This is a genomic window from Streptomyces deccanensis (genome assembly GCF_022385335.1).
Taxonomy (GTDB): Bacteria; Actinomycetota; Actinomycetes; order Streptomycetales; family Streptomycetaceae; genus Streptomyces; species Streptomyces deccanensis.
The window spans coordinates 5,939,568-5,956,226 of record NZ_CP092431.1 but is presented as its reverse complement, the minus strand read 5'-3'; the positions used below and the strand labels follow the sequence as shown (position 1 = coordinate 5,956,226).

Below are 16,659 nucleotides of genomic sequence, written 5' to 3'. Positions count from 1 at the left end.
CTTGACTACACCGACGAAGGTAAACCCTCGACGGCCCGTGGTCAAACTTGATTAGCGGTCGTCCCCCGGGTGCCGCTCACCGGTCGCGTACGGGTTGTCCTGGCCCTCCGCGAGGACGCCGACGAACGGCTCGCCCTCCCCCGCGAAGGTGTAGGCGCCGCCGCGGATGCGGTCGATGAGGCTGCGGGTCCACTCGGCGCCGCTGTCGGAGGAGTCGAGCCAGAAGTTCATGATCTCGCCGATGTGCCCGAACTGGGCCGGGCCCTTCTCGGGGGCGTAGTACTCGGTGATGCCCTCGCGCCAGGCGCCGATGGCCTTCACGCGCTCCTCCAGGAGGGCGAGCACCTCCGCGCGGCCGAGGTCGACCATGAAGCCGAGCCCGGCGGAGAGCACGTCCGGCTTCTGGTGGTAGGTGGCGAGGGACTCCCGCAGCAGCCCGAAGAACTCCTCGGTGCCGGCCTCGGTGATCGTGTACTCCGTGCGGGGCGGCCCGCCGGCCGTGGAGGGGGCGATCTCGTGCGCGACCAGCAGGCCCTGTTTCGCCATCTGCTTCAGGGCGTGGTAGATCGAGCCGGGCTTGGCGTTGGACCACTCGTGCGCGCCCCAGTACTCCAGGTCGTTGCGCACCTGGTACCCGTGGGCCCGCCCGTGCTGGCGCACGGCGCCGAGCACGAGAAGACGGATCGCTGACATGGGCCCAGCGTAGAACCAGCCGCGATCACCCCGACCCGCACCCGGCGCCTCGGACCGCGCCCGGCGCGACGGGATACGGGGCAGACACGCACCTACGGTTCGGCCGGGTGCGTGTCTGTCCGCGCGTGGTCCTCGGCCCCGGAAGGGCGTGGCCCTCAGAAGGGGAAGAAGCTCCGCTTGTGCTGGACCGAGATCCACTTCTGGGTGGTGAAGGCGTCGACCGTGGTCTCGCCGTTGAGGCGGCCGATGCCGGAGTGCTTCTCGCCGCCGAAGGGGACGAGGGGCTCGTCGTGGACGGTGCCGTCGTTGACGTGGAACATGCCGGTGTCGATCTGCTTGGCGAACGCGACACCCCGCTCGATGTCGCCGGTGTGGACGGCGCCGCTGAGGCCGTAGGGGGTGTCGTTGACAATGCGGACGGCCTCCTCCTCGCCGTCGAAGGGGATGAGGAAGACGACCGGGCCGAAGACCTCCTGCTGAAGGAGGGCGGAGCCGGCGGGGACGTCGGTGAGGACGGACGGCTCGACCAGGTTGTCGGTCGTGGAGCCGTGGACGAGCGCGGTGGCGCCCTCCGCGAGGGCCTGCTCGACGACGGACTTGAGCGAGTCCGCCTGCGAGGAGTTGATCACCGGGCCGATGACCGTGCTCGGGTCGCTCGGGTCGCCGACCTTCAGGGACTTCACCTTGGCCACGAACTTCTCGGTGAACTCGGCCCGCACCGCGCGGTCGACCAGCACGCGGTTGGCGGCCATGCAGACCTGGCCCTGGTGGACGTAGCGCGAGAAGACGGCCGCGTCGACGGCGTAGTCGATGTCCGCGTCGTCCAGGACCACCAGGGCGCTGTTGCCGCCCAGTTCGAGGATGGTGCGCTTGAAGTTCGCGGCGGCGACGGTGGCGACGTGGCGGCCGACCTTGTCGGAGCCGGTGAAGGAGATCAGCTTGGGGATCGGGTGCTCGATGAAGGCGTCGCCTATCTCGGCGATGTCGGTGACGACGACGTTGAGCAGCCCGCCGGGCAGGCCGGCCTCCTCGAAGATCTTCGCGACCAGGGTGCCACCGGTGATGGGGGTGTTCTGGTGCGGCTTCAGCACGACGCCGTTGCCGAGCGCGAGGGCGGGGGCGACCGACTTGAGGGAGAGCAGGAAGGGGAAGTTGAAGGGGCTGATGACGCCCACGACGCCGACCGGTACGCGGTAGAGGCGGTTCTCCTTGCCGTCGATCGGCGACGGAAGGATTCTGCCCTCGGGACGCAGCGCCAGCTGAATCGATTCGCGCAGGAACTCCTTGGCGAGGTGCAGTTCGAACCCGGCCTTCAGATATGTGCCGCCGAGCTCCGCGATGATCACCTCGGTGATCTCCTGCTCGCGCTCCTCGATGACCTTCAGGGCCTTCTCGAAGACCGCGCGACGCGCATAGGCGTTGACCTCGGCCCAGTCCTTCTGGGCCGCCTGGGCGGCCCGGTAGGCCTCGTCCACCTCGTCGACCGTGGCGATGGTGATCGACGCGAGCTTCGCGTCGTCGTAGGGGTTGAAGTCGATGATGTCCCAGGAGCCGGAGCCCGGGCGCCACTCGCCGCCGATGTACTGCTGGGCCAGGTCGGTGAAGTAGGACGACATGTGATCCTCAATCAGTCGGCATCGATCAAGATTGATCACTCGTCATCGTACTGGTGGGTAAAGGGAGTTGGAGAGCTACTCGGGAGACTCTGTGAAGACTCGCGGCACTCAGGACTCAGCGCTCAGGAGAGCTGGATGAGCCCCCGCAGCAGGTCCCTGCTCTCGGCCGGGGACGGGCTGTCGTCCTGGAGCCGCTTGATCGCCCGCTCGTACTGCGCGATGTCCTCGGCCTTGTCCAGGTAGAGGGCGCTGGTGAGCTGTTCGAGATAGACGACGTCGGTGAGGTCGGACTCGGGGAAGCTCAACAGGGTGAAGGCACCGCTCTCGCCGGAGTGACCGCCGAAGCTGAACGGCATGACCTGGACCGTCACGTTCGGGCGCTCCGAGATGTCGATCAGATGCTGGAGCTGCCCCCGCATCACGTCCCGGTCGCCGTACGGCCGGCGCAGCGCGGCCTCGTCGAGGACGCAGTGGAACTCCGGGGCGCTCTCGGCCACCAGGTACTTCTGGCGCTCCATGCGCAGGGCGACCCGCTTGTCGATCTCGGCCTCGCTCGCGCCCCGCATGCCCCGGGAGACGACCGCGTGGGCGTACGCCTCGGTCTGCAACAGACCGTGCACGAACTGGACTTCGTAGCTGCGGATGAGGTGGGCCGCCGCTTCCAGGCCGACGTAGGTGGGGAACCAGCTGGGCAGGACGTCCGAGTAACTGTGCCACCAGCCCGCGACGTTGGCTTCCTTCGCCAGGGAGAGCAGCGAGGTGCGCTCGGTCTCGTCGGTGACGCCGTAGAGGGTCAACAGGTCCTCCACGTCACGGGTCTTGAAGCTGACCCGGCCGAGTTCCATCCGACTGATCTTCGACTCGGAGGAGCGGATCGAGTACCCGGCCTTCTCCCGGGTGATCCCCTGCGACTCGCGCAGCCGCCTGAGGTGCGAGCCCAGCAGCATCCGCCTCACCACCGACCCGCTCGATTCACCGGCGCCCACGTTCGTCCAGCCTCCCCAACTTCTTCAGGGGCCGCAGTCTGCCACTAATCCACTCCGATCCGCACTCGCCCGGTTACAGAAATGGAAAGTCTTCAACTTCTGAGACGGATGAGACGAGGGAGGAGAGAAGGGAGTGTGGCCGAGATGCGTCGCGAAGAACACCCCACGGACACAGGAGATCGCCAGAAAGTCGCCAGGAAATCGTCAGCCGGAGCCCGACGGAAGCGATCTGGGCGACAGAAGAAATGTTCAGCAAGCGGTATGTGAAGGTCCAATTCGGGCGCGTGCACGTGCATCTGCCCTTGCATCTGCTGTACGCATCAGAAACCATGGTCCCGCGCCACCGCTGCATCGCAACGACCGCGAACTCCCGGGAGTGCCTCGCATGGGGACGAATGGATCGACCATGCTCGAACCCTTACGGCAGGGACTTCCGCCACTTGATCCCGCGACCGTGTCCGACGCCGCGTCCTGCGCGCTGCCGCCCCGCTACGAAGCGGTGCGCGAGGCACGGCAGTTCACCCGGGGCACCCTCGACCAGTGGCGGTTGGACGAACGGTTCGACGACGTCTGCCTCGTGGTCTCGGAGCTCGTCACCAACGCCCTGCGGCACGGCCTGCCCGTCGGCAACGGGGCGGACCCGGCCCAGGACCCGCCCGTGCGGCTGCACTTGATGCGCTGGACCGAGCGGTTGGTGTGCGCGGTGCGCGACCCCAGTCACGACAGCCCGGTCGCGGGCGACTCCGAGGACTTCGCGGCGGAGTCGGGGCGAGGGCTGTTCCTGGTCGACTCGTTCGCGGACAGCTGGGGCTGGCATCCGCTGGGCGGCGCGCTCAGCGGCAAGGTGGTGTGGGCGCTGTTCCAGGTGGAGCCGGCGCCGGGCCACCCGTCCGCCCGTAGGTGAACCGCGGCGCTTTTCGGCGCCGCGGTTCTACGCGTGTCACACCGTGGCCTCCCGCCGGTCGCCCGCCGACGGCGGGCCTCATCCGACCAGGTGGTCGAACTCCCCGTCCTTGATGCCCAGGAGCATCGCCTCGATCTCGGCGCGCGTGTAGACCAGCGCCGGGCCGTCGGGGAAGCGCGAGTTGCGTACCGCCACCTCGCCGCCGGGCAGCCGGGCGAACTCCACGCAGTTGCCCTGCGAGTTGCTGTGCCGGCTCTTCTGCCAGGCCACCGCGTGGAGCTCGGTCAGCTCCGTCGCGGCCATGCCGTTGTACACGTCATCCACGCCGTACACGTCGTGGTCCACAGGTCGCTCCCCGGGGTGGTGCAGTAGTGCGCTGAACGCGCGTTGGCTCTGGTGTGGCCGTGTTGCAGATGGTGCCGGTCGTGTCCGTGTTGCCGGTGGTGTCTGCGTTGCCAGTGATGCTGTGGTCAACTGCCCCGGATCATAGCTTTGTTCACGTGCTGATGCATGAGCGGATGCACGTGCACGGGGGGTATCTCCACGGTTACGGCACCAGAGAGACGTAAGACAGGGCGGACCTGTTCCATCCGGGGCCCACATCTCTCCGTACGGGGTGGGGATCCGGGCGGTTCAGGGCGGAGCGAGCGACTTCCGCGGAATGGCGGAAAAAGGACGGCCCCGGGGAGGTCGTGGAGCCTCCCCGGGGCCGGGTGGGGGGTGGTTCGCGTCAGGCGGTTCGCATCAGGCGGTTCGCTTCTGACGGTTCGCTTCTGACGGTTCGCTTCGGGTGATGCGCTTCGGGTGCGTTTCAGCGGGTGACGTACGGCAGGAGGGCCATCTCGCGGGCGTTCTTGATGGCCCGCGCCAGCTGGCGCTGCTGCTGTGCGGTGACCCGGGTCACGCGGCGGCTGCGGATCTTGCCCCGGTCGGAGATGAAGCGGCGCAGGAGGTCCGTGTCCTTGTAGTCGATGTACGTGATCTTCGCCTGGTCCAGCGGGTTGGGGCGGGACTTGACGGGCTTGCGCTCCGGCTTGCGGGGCATGGCGGTTCAGACCTCCAGGAAGGTGTCGAAGGGACGCGGCAGCCGTTCCCAGGCGTCGCGGCCCGCGGCGTACTCGGCGTCGGTGAGCAGGCAGGACTCAAGGAGCCGTTCGAGTCCGTCACGGTCCAGGCCCGGGGAGGTGAAGACGAGGTGCTGGCAGCGGTCGCCGTGTTCCGGGTGCCAGTCGAGGGCGGCCGCGGCGCGGCGGACCGGGGGCACCATGTCCCAGGCGGCGTCCGGGAGCGAGGCGAGCCAGGGGCCGACCGACTCGACGCAGAGGGCGCCGCCGGCCGCGTCCCAGTGGAGCAGGGTGTCGGGGCGCTCGGCCAGCCAGAAGCGGCCGCGGCTGCGGGCCGCCGCACAGCAGAGGTCCTCCAGCGCCTCGTAGAGCCGCTCCGGGTGGAAGGGGCGGTGGCGGTGCCAGACGAGGGTGGTGACGCCGTGTTCGTCGGCGTCGGTGGGGAGGAGGGCGCTGGCGGGGTGCTGGGCGGCCGCGGCGGCGTCGACGTCGAAGCCGGCGAACGCGGCGGCGAGCAGGGCCGGGGAGCGCCGTGGGTGGCGCTGGGGGCTGCCGGGTGCCGGTGCGTCGTGGCTGGTCGCGCAGTTCCCCGCGCCCCTTTCGGGGCCTGCGGCCACCTCGGGGGCGCGTTGCCGGTCGGCTATGGGCACCTGCTGAGCCGTCGGGTGCAGTTGGGCCAGGAGGGCCCTGTCCTCGTCGTCCGCGTCCGCCGAGTCGAGTACGGCCAGGACCGGGGCGTACTCCAGTTGGCGGGCGAAGGTGTCGGCGACCGTGCGTTGGTCGGTGGTGGCGGCGGCGAGGCCCCGGTCGGCGAGGTCGTCGCCGTTGCCGAGGTAGGGCAGGAGGAGGGCGGGGTCGACGGCCGTGATCACGGAGGTGAGACGGAGGCCGCTGGCCGCGACCACCTCGGCCATGGCCTTCGGCTCGACCGAGTCCCAGAGTTCGACCACGGCGAGGCGGGTGAGGCCCGCGTCGGCGAAGCGCTCCAGCTCGGGGACGAGGTCCTCGCGCAGGGCGCAGCAGGCGCAGTCGTTGACGAGCGGGGTCTCACCGGTGGAGATGAGGCCCGCCGCGTCCCGGACGGTCCGGACGACCCTGGCGTCCGGACCGTCGGTGGCGGTGGAGAGGTCGTGGTGCAGCGCGACGCTGCCCGGGACCCCGGCGAGCAACGCCTCGACGGCGGCCCGCCGGGCGTCGGCGTGCAGCCCGCCGACGATCGCGACAGACAGCTGGGTCACGTCGGTCAGCCCCGCTTCTTCCCGGTCGCCGCGGCCGCGCCGGAGTTCTTGGCGCCGTACCGCTTCTCGAACTTCTCCACGCGGCCGGCCGTGTCCAGGACACGGGCGGTGCCGGTGTAGAAGGGGTGGCTGACGTTCGAGATCTCGACGTCGACCACCGGGTAGGTGTTGCCGTCCTCCCACTCGATCGTCTTCTCACTCGTCATCGTCGAGCGGGTGAGGAAGGTGTGGTTCGCGGCACGGTCCCGGAAGACGACCGGCCCGTACGACGGGTGGATGTCCTTCTTCATCGGCGCCTCAGCGCTCCTCTCGGAAGTCGACGTGACGGCCCGCCATCGGGTCGAACTTGCGCAGCGTCAGCCGGTCCGGGTCGTTCCGGCGGTTCTTGCGGGTGACGTAGGTGTAGCCGGTGCCGGCCGTGGACCGGAGTTTGATGACCGGGCGGAGTTCGTTGCGTGCCATGGTGCTACCTTACTGAAAATGAATTCCATTTACACCACCTGATCGAGAGAGGTGCATCACCTTGTCCGCCCACTGCATGCTGACCGGCGCCCAGCCCGGCTTCGGCAACCGCATCTCGCACTCCCACCGGCGTACGTCCCGCCGTTTCGACCCCAACATCCAGTCCAAGCGGTACTGGCTGCCCAGCGAGAACCGCCATGTGCGGCTCCGGCTGAGCGCGAAGGGGATCAAGACCGTGGACGTCATCGGCGTCGAGGCCGCGGTCGCCCGGATCCGTGCCCGGGGGGTGCGGGTCTGATGGCGAAGAAGAGCAAGATCGCGAAGAACGAGAAGCGGCGGGAGATCGTCGCGCGGTACGCCGCGCGGCGGGCCGAGCTGAAGGAGATCGTCCGGCGGCCGTCGTCGACGGAGGCCGAGCGGGCCGCCGCCGAGCGGGAGTTGCGCGCCCAGCCGCGCGACGCCAGCGCCACGCGCGTCCGCAACCGGGACCAGGTGGACGGGCGGCCCCGGGGGTACTTCCGGACGTTCGGGCTGTCCCGGGTGAGTTTGCGGGAGCAGGCGCACGCGGGGTATCTGCCGGGGGTGCGCAAGTCGTCCTGGTAGTGGGTGGGGGACGGGGTTCTCAGCAGTCGGTGGGCGACGGGTTCTCAGTGTCGGTGGGCGACGGGTTCTCCCCGTTCCCGGCCGGATGCCGCCGGGCGGCGGCTGGTAGCTTGCCGCTGTCGCCGCGGCGACCGGATCCGGCCACACTCTCGGGAGAACTCCAGTGACTACGGCGACTAGGGCGAGCACGGCGATGGCGGCGATGGGGGCGATGGGGGCGGGGCCTGAGGGTGAGGCTTCCGGGGCTTTCTTCGCCCGGCGGCGGCTGCGGGTCGTGGCCGGGGTGGCCGGGCTCGCGGCCGCGCTCGTGCTGACGGCGTGCAGCGGCGGAGGTGACGGGGACTCCGCGGGCAAGGAGTCGTCGGCCGCCCCCTCGGCGACGAAGGGGTCGGACAGCGGCGGCGGCTCCGGGGACTCCTCCGGCGCCAAGACCGAGCTCCAGGGCAACTGGCTGGCCACGACCGGCGGCAAGCCGGTCGCCCTGTTCGTCAACGGCGGCGAGGCCGCGCTCTTCGTGGGCACGTCGGTGTGCAGCGGCAAGGTCTCCGACGCGGACGACATGCAGATGATCAGCCTCACGTGCCAGGACGGCAGCGACGACCGCACCGAGGGCATGGTGGACAAGGTCAGCGCCAAGTCCCTCACGATCACCTGGGAGGGCGGCGTCGGCGAGGAGACGTTCCGGAAGGCGGACGGGTCCATGCCGTCCGGGCTGCCGACGGATCTGCCCACGGCGAGCCCGGGGTCGTAGGCCTGTCTTCGGGCAGAGGCGCGCGGGGCGCCTTCCGGCCGTGGGCCGGTGGATTTGTGCCTCGCGCGGCGCCCGGGTCGTAGATCATGGTCGGACGGGCCGCGGAACCTCCGGGTTCCGTGGCCCGTTCGCACGTTCACACCGCCACCGGCTGTGCTGTGACAGCCACGAACTCCACCGGGAACCCCCATGCGCACCGCTCCGACCGCCATCGCCGCCGCCCTTCTCGCGGCCCTCACGCTGACCGCCTGTAGCGGGAGTGACGGAGGTGATGGAGGCGACGGCGGGGACGACGGCAAGACCGGGGCCGCCGCCACCGAGAGCGCGCAGGAGGGTGCGTGCACGGCCGCGCGGGTCGGCTTCGAGGTCGGTCCCAGCAGTGCGGCACCGGCCGCCGGGGACGAGGGGGCCGTCCCGATCACCGTGACCAACAAGGGCGACGCCGCCTGCACGCTGAAGGGTCTCGCCGGGGTCGATCTGCTGGCCGGCGACAAGTCGTGGGCGCTCCAGCCGCAGGAGGGCGCGTCCGAGGAGACCGAGGTGACGCTGCAGGGCGGTCAGTCGATGAGCTTCTCCGTCTCGTATGTGCGTGGGGTCGACGGTGACTCGGAGAAGAGCGCCGCCGTGGATCAGCTGAAGCTGACCCTGCCCGGAGACAGCAAGGTCAGCAGCTTCAAGTGGCCGGACCCCGTGGTCGCGGTGAAGTCCGAGAGCACGTTGGAGGCGACGGTGGGGCCGTTCCTGCCGGTGGGCGACTGAGTCACTGGGGGCGGGGGCGCCGGCTGGGGGGTGGGTCGTGGTCGGGGCCGTGGTTGGGCTCGCGGTCGGGGGCCGTGGTTGGGCTCGCGGTCGGGGGCCGGGCGCGGTCAGGGGTGGGTCCCGGTCAAGGGCCGGGGCCGGGGCACGGTCAGGCGCCGGGGCCAGGTCGAGGGCCGGCGCACGGTCAGGCGCCGGGGTCGGGCCGAGAACCAGGGCAGCGGCAGGCGCTGGGGCGTCCCCGGCAAGGGCCGGGGGGCGGGTTGTTGCCGGTCAGGGGCAGGGGCCAGGGCGGGTGGATTCCATGGGCCCGGGGCGGCGACGTGTCAGGGGTTCGGATCTGTGACGTGTCAGGGGGGCGGCCCCGGGTTCAGGTCGGTTTTCGTTCATGACGGCAGTCGGGGGCGGGCCCTGACCTGGGCTCGGTCGGCTGCTTCCGCTCCCTGTTGCCAGCCGGCTAGGTCGCTGACGCCTCGGACGCGGGTGGTGACCGTGTCCGGGAACATCCGGCTGAACTCGTCGTGGACGGCGACGTCTCGGGCGGCGAGGACGGGCAGCAGGTCCTGTTCCGGGGCGCCCGCGCCACGCGCGCCGGCGCTCGCGGCCTCCGCCTCGGCGACCGCCGCCAGCCGGTCGCCTATGCGGTGGGCGTAGGCGGCCAGGAAGGACTGCCGGAAGGTCTTGGTCCGCTTGCGGCCGCCCTTGCGCTGGGCCGCCTCCGCCTTGGTCATGGCGGTGGTGGCCTGCACCAGGAGCGAGGTGTGGAGCAGCTCGACCACCTCCAGGTCCGCCTCGAACCCGACCACCGTGGAGAAGCCGAGGGCCTCGTTCCAGACGGCCTCGCAGCGGTTGGCGCGGGCGACCGCGTCGAGGAGGATCGCCTTGGCCGTCTCGTACGGCGGGTCGACGCCGATCCGGCACGCGCCGGGCGCGTCTCCGCTGTGCGCGCGGGCCGCGAGCAGCGCCTCGTCGATGCTGTGCCGCGCCATCAGCTCCTGCGCCTTCGCGCTCAGTGCCTCCGCCTCCTCCGGGAATCCGGTCGCCTCCGCCTTGGCGAGGAGCGCGCGGATGCGGCTGAGCATGCGGGACTCGGGGTGCGGCGAGTTCTTCGCGGCGCCGGCCTCCCGCGGGCGGTCCAGGGGTTCGAGGGTGGGCAGGCGCAGGAGGAGGCGGTACAGCTCCAGGGCCGCGGTGGCGTGCGAGAAGCGGTCCGCGCGGGTGGGGTGCGCGGCGAGGTCCCTGATCTCGTCGAGCTGGGCGGACCAGCGGGGGCCGGGCGGCTGGGGGCGGGCGCCCGCGCGTGCCTCCTCGTGCTCCTCGACGACGAGCCGCGCGAGGAGCCGTACGTGCTCGTCCTCCAGTTCGCGCCGCGTGAACCGGACGACGTCGGCGGGCTGCCAGCCCCGCCGCCAGGCCCCGGCGACGAACTCCCGTCCGCGCCGGGCGAGTTCGGCGTCGGCCGCCGGGTCGGCGGCGAGCAGGGAGGCGCCCGTGTCGAGGGCGGCATCGGTGTCGGCGTAGAGCGCCGCCTCGAAGGCGCGGTCCACCGTGCTGGTCGTACTCACGTGTTCGATCGTGTCATGGGGCTGGAACTGCTTGGTGGAGTGCGTTCAGGAACCCTTGAGTGAGCGGGGGTGAGTGCTGCTGGCCTTCGTCGTGTGGCCTGCCTCGTTGGCGGGTCGGCTTCAGTGGGGAACTGACGTTTGATCATCGAATGCGTGACCTTTGCGGGTGGTGCTCGTTTCCCATGGCGACAGAATCTTCGGGCGGGTTCGGAGGGGGTGACGGGGTGGGTGAGCTGAGGAGCATCGCGGAGCCGTTCGTCGCGTCCGGTCCGACCGGTGTGGCCGTCCGGACCCGCCTCAAGCAGCTGACGCCGGGTGATGAGAAGGTGCTGCGGCTGGTGGGGGCGCATCTGGGGTCGCTGGCTTCGCGGGATCTCAAGGCGCGCTGCCGGGACGGCATGGAGCACTCCGGGAAGGCGTGGGCGGTGCGCAAGCGGGAGCTGACACCCGCCTCGTCATCCCGCTGGGCGGGCAGTATCACCAAGGCCACCCATGACCAGTGGGCGCTGGCCCGCCGCTGCCAGTCGGCGCACATTCAGAGCCTGGAAGCGGGTATCCGTACCATCGAGGACCGGTTGGCGCTGCCGGTCGGCCGAAGGGGGACGAAGAAGGCGCCGGGAGGGTACCGGTCCAAGCGGGAGTGGCACGCGAAGGCGCGGCGCCTGCGGGTGCTCCAGGACCGACTGGCCACCGCGCGGGCCGACCGTGAGGCCGGGATCGTGCACGTCCTGCGCGGAGGCAAGCCTCTGGCCCGCACCCGCCACCACCTGGAGGCGGCTGGGCTGACGGAATCCGCGTGGCGCGAGCGGTGGGAGGCGGAGCGCTGGTTCTGCCAGGCGGACGGGGAGTCCGGCAAGCGCTACGGCAACGAGACCCTCCGCGTCAGCCCCGAGGGTGAGGTGAGCATCAAGCTGCCCGCGCCGCTCGCGCATCTGGCGAACGCCCCGCACGGACGGTAAGTCCTCACCGGCCAGGTCGCCTTCGCACACCGGGGCAGTGGCTGGACGGACCGCGTCGTAGCGGACCGGGCGATCGCCTACCGCATCCACCTGGATACGGGCCGGGGCCGCTGGTACCTGACGGCTTCCTGGCAGGTCCCGCCCACCCCCACCCCCCCATCGAGGCGGCGCTCGCCGACGGCGTGATCGGCGTCGACATCAACGCCGATCACCTGGCCGCATGGCGCCTGGACACGCACGGCAACCCGGTCGGCCGACCGTGCCGGTTCTTCTACGACCTGACCGGCACCGCCCAGCACCGCGACGCCCAGGTACGGCACGCCCTCACACGGCTGCTGAACTGGGCCAAGTCCTCCGGCGTCAAGGCCATCGCGTTCGAAGACCTCGACTTCCAGGCCGAGAAGACCAGAGAGAAGCACGGGCACAAGCGTCGATTCCGGCAGCTCATCTCCGGCATGCCGACCGGCAGGCTCCGCGCCCGGCTGACCTCCATGGCCGACGCCACAGGTCTCACGATCATCGCCGTGGACCCGGCCTACACCAGCAAGTGGGGCGCCCAGCACTGGCAAAAACCGATGGCCGGCCCCACCCGTGAGACCACCCGGCACGATGCGGCCGGCATCGCGATCGGACGACGCGCCCAGGGACACCCGATCCGGCGACGGACGACACCGCCCCGTGCACACCAGAGCGATGTGCACGGGCATCGGATCGTCCAGGCCGACCGGCGTGCCCCCGGGCGTGAGGGACCCCGCCCCCGCATCCCCGGACCACGGACACGATCCGTGCCGCCGGACGCGGCGAGTACGCGGGCGACCAGGACACCCACAACCGTTCGGGATGTCCGCAGTGACCAGGTAGCGGTCCAAGACTCACTCCTGCTCACTGAACAGGAACGGTAGGGCTGGCCCTACCTCCAGGACGCCCCTCAGGGGTCGTGTGTGGGCCGGGCGGAGACGGTTCGCTTGGGGCATGACCACGGTTGAGAGAGACAGGGCCTCCTCGGAGGCGGGCAGGGTGTCGGCGGTGGCGGGCCGGCAGGGGGCAGGGAACGGGGTGACGGGGGGCGCGGCGGTACGCGTACGGGGTCTGCGCCGGACGTACGGGGCGGTCGTCGCCCTCGACGGGGTGGATCTGGACTTCGGGGTGGGGACCTTCACGGCGGTGATGGGGCCTTCGGGGTCGGGGAAGTCGACGCTGTTGCAGTGTGCGGCGGGGCTCGACCGGCCGTCGGGCGGGACCGTGCGGGTCGACGGTGTGGAGCTGGCCGGGCTGAGCGAGCGGCGGCTGACGCTGCTGCGCCGGGAACGGATCGGCTTCGTCTTCCAGGCCTTCAACCTCCTGCCCTCCCTGACCGCCGCGCAGAACGTCGCCCTGCCGTTGCGGCTCGCCGGGCGGCGCCCCTCGCGGGGTGCGGTGCGCGAGGCCCTGGCCCGGGTGGGGCTGGCCGAGCGGGGCGGGCACCGGCCCGCGCAGCTGTCCGGCGGACAGCAGCAGCGGGTCGCCCTGGCCCGTGCGCTGATCACCCGCCCCGCCGTGCTGTTCGGGGACGAGCCCACCGGGGCGTTGGACACCACGACCAGTCGTGAAGTGCTGCGTCTGTTGCGGGAGTTGGTGGATCGGGAAGGACAGACCACGATCATGGTGACCCACGATCCGGTGGCCGCCTCGTACGCGGACCGGGTGGTGTTTTTGGTCGACGGCCGGGTGAGCGGGGAGCTGGTCCGGCCGTCGGTCGAGGCGGTGGCGGCGCGTATGGCGGGGTTGGAGCGCGCGGCGGGCGACGGCACCTCCGCCGGCGCCGACGGAGGTGTGACGTGCTGACGCTGTCGTCGTTGCGTACGCGGTGGGCCGCGTTGCTCGGGTCGTTCGTCGCCGTGCTGCTGGGGGTCGGGGTGATGACGGCCATGGGGCTGGGGCTCGCGGCGTCGCTCGACCCGCCCGCGCGTGCGCCGGAGCGTTTCGGCTCCTCCCCCGTCGTGGTGGCGGGCCTGGACCGGCTCACGGTGGAGGTGCGGCGGGGGCCGGGCACGGCCGAGGTCTCACAGAAGCTGGCCCGTCCACACCCTGTGGACAGAGAGTTGCTGGCGGAGCTGCGGAAGCTCGGGCCGGTGACGACGGGCACGGGCGGCGGAGCGGGAGCGGCCGACATGGACGCGGTCGGGGTGGACGCGTCCGTGGCCGAGGTGCGGGCCGTCGTCGGGGAGCGGGCGCGGGTGCTGACCGGTGACGCACGGCGGCAGGTGGATCCGTCGTACGAGCGGGACGCGGAGGCGCTGGTCGCCGTGAACTCGCTGCTGGGGACGGCCGGCGGGGTCGCCGTGTTCGTGTCGGTGTTCGTGACGGCGTCGACGTTCGCGTTCGTGGTGGCGCTGCGCAGACGGGAGTTCGGGCTGCTGCGGATGGCCGGCGCGACCCCGGGTCAGGTGCGGCGGATGCTGCTCGGCGAGGCCGTGGCGGTGGGGCTCGTGGCGTCCGGCGCCGGGTGTGCGCTGGGGGCGTGGGGGGCGCCATGGCTGGTACGGGTGCTGGTGGACGGCGGGGTCGCGCCGACGTGGTTCGCGGTGCCGGACGCGGTGGTGTGGCCGTATCACGCGGCCTTCTGGACGGGCGTGTCGGTGGCCCTCGCGGGGGCGTGGGTCGCGGCGCGGCGGGCCGGGCGGATCGGGCCCGTGGAGGCACTGCGCGACGCGTCCGTGGACACGGGGGTGCTGCCGCTGTCCCGGCGGGTGATCGGTGCGCTGCTGCTGGTGGGCGGAGTGGGGTTGCTGACCTGGAAGTTGGGGACGGACCCCGCCGAGCTGCTGAAGCGGAAGACGTACACCACCCAGCCGATGCTGCTGATCACGGCGGTGGCCGCGCTCGCGCCGCTGCTCGTGCGGCCGGTCGTACGGCTGGTGGGCGCGGCGCTGCCCGGGGCCGCCGGGCTGCTGATCCGGGAGAACGCGGCCACGTCCGTACGCCGCACCGCGGCCGTCGCCGCGCCGGTGCTGGTGACCGTCGCGCTGGCCGGGTCGCTGCTGGGCTCCGCCGGGACGGTGGCCGGGGCGAAGGGCGCGGAGGCGGCGGCGCGGACCGGGGCGGACTTCGTGGTCACCGGTGAGGCGGGTGCGGGGCTGCGGGAGGAGGCGGTGCGGGGTGCCGTCGGGGACGGGGCGACGGTGGTCGGGTCCGCGTCCACCGCTGTGTACGTCGTGGAGGAGGGGACCGCGTTGGTGCGGTCCGAGGCGCGGGCGGTGACGGACGCGTCGGCGCTGGCGGCCGTGTCGCGGTTGCCGGTGGTCGCCGGTGACGTGCGGGACCTCGACGACGGGTCGATCGTCGTGAACGAGGAGTGGGAACGGCACGAGGTCGGGCAGAGCGTCCGGGTGTGGCTCGGGGACGGGCGGCCGGTACGGCTGCGGATCGCGGCGGTGCTCGCGGAGGGGACCGGGGACAACGGGGCGTACGTGACGGCCGCGAACGCGGGTGGGGCGGTGGTGGACCGGGTCGAGGTGCGGGTCGCTCCGCGTGGGAGTGGGGTGGAGCAGGCGGGTGTTGCGGCGGCGCTGGAAGGGGCGCTGAAAGGGGCGCGTTCGGAACGGGCCGGTTGGACCGTGCGGACGGCCGAGGAGTGGCTCGCGGCGAACCGGCCCGGCACCAAGGCGCACACCAGGCTCGGGTTCCTCGTGGTGCTGGGGATCGCGCTCGTGTACGCGGGGATCTCGCTGGCCGGGACGTTGTTGATGGCCACGTCGGCGCGGGGTGCGGAGCTGCGGTCACTGCGGTTGGCCGGGGCGACGCGGGGTCAGGTGCGGGTCGTCGTGGTGGGTGAGGCGCTGGTGGCGGTCGTGGTGGGCGTGCTGCTGGGGGTCGCGGTCACCGCCGTGAACCTCGCCGGGGTGGCGGGGGCGTTGGGGATGTTGTCGGCGCCGGTGGGGGTGGCGGTGCCGTGGGAGGTGCTCGGGGTGTGCGTGGGGGCGTGTGTCGCGGTGGGTGGGGTGGTGGCGGTGGCCGGGGTCGGAGCCGGCCGGGTGAGATAGGCCGTGCGCCGAAGGGGGTGGGGGCTGCGGTCGGGAGGCGGGTGCGGGGCCGTGGGGCTTCTCGCGCAGTTCCCCGCGCCCCTGGCGGGGTGGGGGTGGGCCGGTGGCCAGCGGTGGGCCGGGGGGGAGGGGTGTCAACTTCGGGTTGACAGCTCCTGAGCGTCAACCTACGGTTGACACATGACGACGAATCCGCGCGCCACCGCCCCCATCCGTCTCGACGACCTGATCGAAGCCATCAAGAAGGTGCACCCGGAACCGCTCGACCAGCTGCAGGACGCGGTCATCGCCGCGGACCATCTCGGGGACGTGGCCGACCATCTGATCGGCCACTTCGTGGACCAGGCCCGGCGTTCGGGCGCCTCCTGGACGGACATCGGGCGGAGCATGGGCGTCACCCGGCAGGCCGCGCAGAAGCGGTTCGTGCCGAAGGCCGAGAACGACCTCGACGCCAGCCAGGGGTTCAGCCGCTTCACCCCCCGCGCCCGGAACGTGGTCGCGGCCGCGCACAACGAGGGCAAGGCCGCCGGTGCCGTCGAGGGACTGCCCGCCCACCTCGTCCTCGGGCTCCTCGCCGAACCGGACGGGCTCGCGGCCAAGGCCCTCGTCGCCCAGGGCCTCTCCCCCGAGGCCGTACGGGAAGCCGCCACCGCCGCCCTGCCGCCGGCCTCCCCCGAGGTGCCCGAGCTCATCCCTTACGGCCCCGACGCCAAGAAGGTCCTCGAACTCACCTTCCGTGAGGCCCTCCGTCTCGGCCACAACTACATCGGCACCGAACACATCCTCCTCGCCCTCCTGGAGTTCGAGAACGGGGAAGGGGTGCTCAGCGGCCTCGGCGTCACCAAGGAGGCCACCGAGGCGGACGTGACCGAGGCACTCCAGGCGATCGTGCAGGGGCAGGAAGAAGGACAGGGATAGGGGCAGGGAGGGCAGGGACAGGGCAGGGGAAGGGTCAGGGGCAGGGGTAGCGGCTGTCGGTTCTCGGCTCCCGCCCGTCCGCCCGCCCGGCTCCCGCCCGTCCGTCCGGCCGCCCCGCTCCC

17 protein-coding genes and 1 pseudogene are annotated in these 16,659 nt (G+C 71.7%); 9 read left to right on the top strand and 9 right to left on the bottom strand.

The window, feature by feature from the left end:
• Positions 1–51 precede the first annotated feature (51 nt).
• From L3078_RS26550 to L3078_RS26540, 3 genes are all read right to left on the bottom strand, one after another.
• Positions 52–693, bottom strand: a complete 642-nt coding sequence (locus L3078_RS26550) for a PadR family transcriptional regulator (protein WP_239756434.1) — start codon at positions 691–693, stop codon at positions 52–54.
• A 155-nt stretch (positions 694–848) separates the two neighbouring features.
• Positions 849–2,309, bottom strand: a complete 1,461-nt coding sequence (locus L3078_RS26545; RefSeq protein WP_239756433.1) for an aldehyde dehydrogenase family protein — start codon at positions 2,307–2,309, stop codon at positions 849–851.
• A gap of 122 nt (positions 2,310–2,431) precedes the next feature.
• The gene (locus L3078_RS26540; RefSeq protein WP_239756432.1) at positions 2,432–3,256 is read right to left on the bottom strand and encodes a helix-turn-helix domain-containing protein; all 825 of its coding nucleotides are present in this window, start codon (positions 3,254–3,256) and stop codon (positions 2,432–2,434) included.
• Positions 3,257–3,680: 424 nt separating this feature from the next.
• Between L3078_RS26540 and L3078_RS26535 the strand changes: the two genes are divergently transcribed.
• Positions 3,681–4,199 (top strand): ATP-binding protein, encoded by a 519-nt coding sequence (locus L3078_RS26535; protein WP_239756431.1) that lies wholly within the window; start codon positions 3,681–3,683, stop codon positions 4,197–4,199.
• Positions 4,200–4,277: 78 nt separating this feature from the next.
• Here the strand turns inward: L3078_RS26535 and L3078_RS26530 are convergent, their stop codons facing one another.
• The 5 genes from L3078_RS26530 to rpmG all read right to left on the bottom strand — a co-directional run bounded on the left by L3078_RS26530 (position 4,278) and on the right by rpmG (position 6,963).
• The gene (locus L3078_RS26530; RefSeq protein ID WP_033524685.1) at positions 4,278–4,544 is read right to left on the bottom strand and encodes a DUF397 domain-containing protein; all 267 of its coding nucleotides are present in this window, start codon (positions 4,542–4,544) and stop codon (positions 4,278–4,280) included.
• Positions 4,545–5,010: 466 nt separating this feature from the next.
• Positions 5,011–5,244 (bottom strand): 30S ribosomal protein S18, encoded by a 234-nt coding sequence (gene rpsR / locus L3078_RS26525; RefSeq protein ID WP_239756430.1) that lies wholly within the window; start codon positions 5,242–5,244, stop codon positions 5,011–5,013.
• A 6-nt stretch (positions 5,245–5,250) separates the two neighbouring features.
• Positions 5,251–6,501 (bottom strand): CobW family GTP-binding protein, encoded by a 1,251-nt coding sequence (locus L3078_RS26520; protein WP_239756429.1) that lies wholly within the window; start codon positions 6,499–6,501, stop codon positions 5,251–5,253.
• A 5-nt stretch (positions 6,502–6,506) separates the two neighbouring features.
• Positions 6,507–6,791 (bottom strand): type B 50S ribosomal protein L31, encoded by a 285-nt coding sequence (locus tag L3078_RS26515; RefSeq protein ID WP_239756428.1) that lies wholly within the window; start codon positions 6,789–6,791, stop codon positions 6,507–6,509.
• A gap of 7 nt (positions 6,792–6,798) precedes the next feature.
• Entirely contained in the window at positions 6,799–6,963 is a 165-nt protein-coding gene (gene rpmG, locus L3078_RS26510; protein ID WP_033524681.1) for a 50S ribosomal protein L33, read from the bottom strand.
• A gap of 61 nt (positions 6,964–7,024) precedes the next feature.
• Here rpmG and rpmB point away from each other — a divergent pair, with 61 nt between their 5' ends.
• The 4 genes from rpmB to L3078_RS26490 all read left to right on the top strand — a co-directional run bounded on the left by rpmB (position 7,025) and on the right by L3078_RS26490 (position 9,076).
• A complete protein-coding gene (gene rpmB / locus L3078_RS26505) occupies positions 7,025–7,261 on the top strand; it encodes a 50S ribosomal protein L28 (protein WP_045562600.1) in 237 nt (78 codons plus the stop codon).
• Positions 7,261–7,566, top strand: coding sequence for a 30S ribosomal protein S14 (rpsN, locus tag L3078_RS26500; RefSeq protein WP_239756427.1), 306 nt, complete (start codon positions 7,261–7,263; stop codon positions 7,564–7,566). Before rpmB ends, rpsN begins: the two co-directional genes overlap by 1 nt.
• 163 nt (positions 7,567–7,729) lie before the next feature.
• Entirely contained in the window at positions 7,730–8,317 is a 588-nt protein-coding gene (locus L3078_RS26495) for a hypothetical protein (RefSeq protein WP_338059525.1), read from the top strand.
• Positions 8,318–8,506: 189 nt separating this feature from the next.
• Positions 8,507–9,076 (top strand): DUF4232 domain-containing protein, encoded by a 570-nt coding sequence (locus tag L3078_RS26490; RefSeq protein ID WP_239756426.1) that lies wholly within the window; start codon positions 8,507–8,509, stop codon positions 9,074–9,076.
• Between the two features lie 383 nt (positions 9,077–9,459).
• On the opposite strand, the gene L3078_RS26485 is transcribed toward L3078_RS26490, so the two are convergent.
• The gene (locus tag L3078_RS26485; RefSeq protein WP_239756425.1) at positions 9,460–10,638 is read right to left on the bottom strand and encodes a DUF2786 domain-containing protein; all 1,179 of its coding nucleotides are present in this window, start codon (positions 10,636–10,638) and stop codon (positions 9,460–9,462) included.
• Between the two features lie 224 nt (positions 10,639–10,862).
• Between L3078_RS26485 and L3078_RS26480 the strand changes: the two are divergent.
• From L3078_RS26480 to L3078_RS26465, 4 genes and pseudogenes are all read left to right on the top strand, one after another.
• Positions 10,863–12,499, top strand: a pseudogene (locus tag L3078_RS26480) (nuclease/transposase family protein).
• Positions 12,500–12,569: 70 nt separating this feature from the next.
• A complete protein-coding gene (locus L3078_RS26475) occupies positions 12,570–13,421 on the top strand; it encodes an ABC transporter ATP-binding protein (RefSeq protein WP_239756424.1) in 852 nt (283 codons plus the stop codon).
• On the top strand, positions 13,415–15,619 hold the full coding sequence (locus L3078_RS26470) for an ABC transporter permease (RefSeq protein WP_239756423.1): 2,205 nt from the start codon (positions 13,415–13,417) through the stop codon (positions 15,617–15,619). The genes L3078_RS26475 and L3078_RS26470 overlap by 7 nt, the downstream gene beginning before the upstream one ends.
• Positions 15,620–15,799: 180 nt before the next feature.
• Complete coding sequence (locus tag L3078_RS26465) at positions 15,800–16,537, top strand: Clp protease N-terminal domain-containing protein (protein ID WP_239756422.1); 738 nt, start codon at positions 15,800–15,802, stop codon at positions 16,535–16,537.
• Positions 16,538–16,659 lie beyond the last annotated feature (122 nt).

What these genes read in the sequence shown, in the direction of transcription:
- L3078_RS26550 (WP_239756434.1), bottom strand. Translation starts at nt 693, where the DNA reads ATGTCAGCGATCCGTCTTCTCGTGCTCGGCGCCGTGCGCCAGCACGGG.
- L3078_RS26545 (WP_239756433.1), bottom strand. Translation starts at nt 2,309, where the DNA reads ATGTCGTCCTACTTCACCGACCTGGCCCAGCAGTACATCGGCGGCGAG.
- L3078_RS26540 (WP_239756432.1), bottom strand. Translation starts at nt 3,256, where the DNA reads ATGCTGCTGGGCTCGCACCTCAGGCGGCTGCGCGAGTCGCAGGGGATC.
- L3078_RS26535 (WP_239756431.1), top strand. Translation starts at nt 3,681, where the DNA reads ATGGGGACGAATGGATCGACCATGCTCGAACCCTTACGGCAGGGACTT.
- rpsR (WP_239756430.1), bottom strand. Translation starts at nt 5,244, where the DNA reads ATGCCCCGCAAGCCGGAGCGCAAGCCCGTCAAGTCCCGCCCCAACCCG.
- L3078_RS26515 (WP_239756428.1), bottom strand. Translation starts at nt 6,791, where the DNA reads ATGAAGAAGGACATCCACCCGTCGTACGGGCCGGTCGTCTTCCGGGAC.
- rpmG (WP_033524681.1), bottom strand. Translation starts at nt 6,963, where the DNA reads ATGGCACGCAACGAACTCCGCCCGGTCATCAAACTCCGGTCCACGGCC.
- rpsN (WP_239756427.1), top strand. Translation starts at nt 7,261, where the DNA reads ATGGCGAAGAAGAGCAAGATCGCGAAGAACGAGAAGCGGCGGGAGATC.
- L3078_RS26490 (WP_239756426.1), top strand. Translation starts at nt 8,507, where the DNA reads ATGCGCACCGCTCCGACCGCCATCGCCGCCGCCCTTCTCGCGGCCCTC.
- L3078_RS26475 (WP_239756424.1), top strand. Translation starts at nt 12,570, where the DNA reads ATGACCACGGTTGAGAGAGACAGGGCCTCCTCGGAGGCGGGCAGGGTG.
- L3078_RS26465 (WP_239756422.1), top strand. Translation starts at nt 15,800, where the DNA reads ATGACGACGAATCCGCGCGCCACCGCCCCCATCCGTCTCGACGACCTG.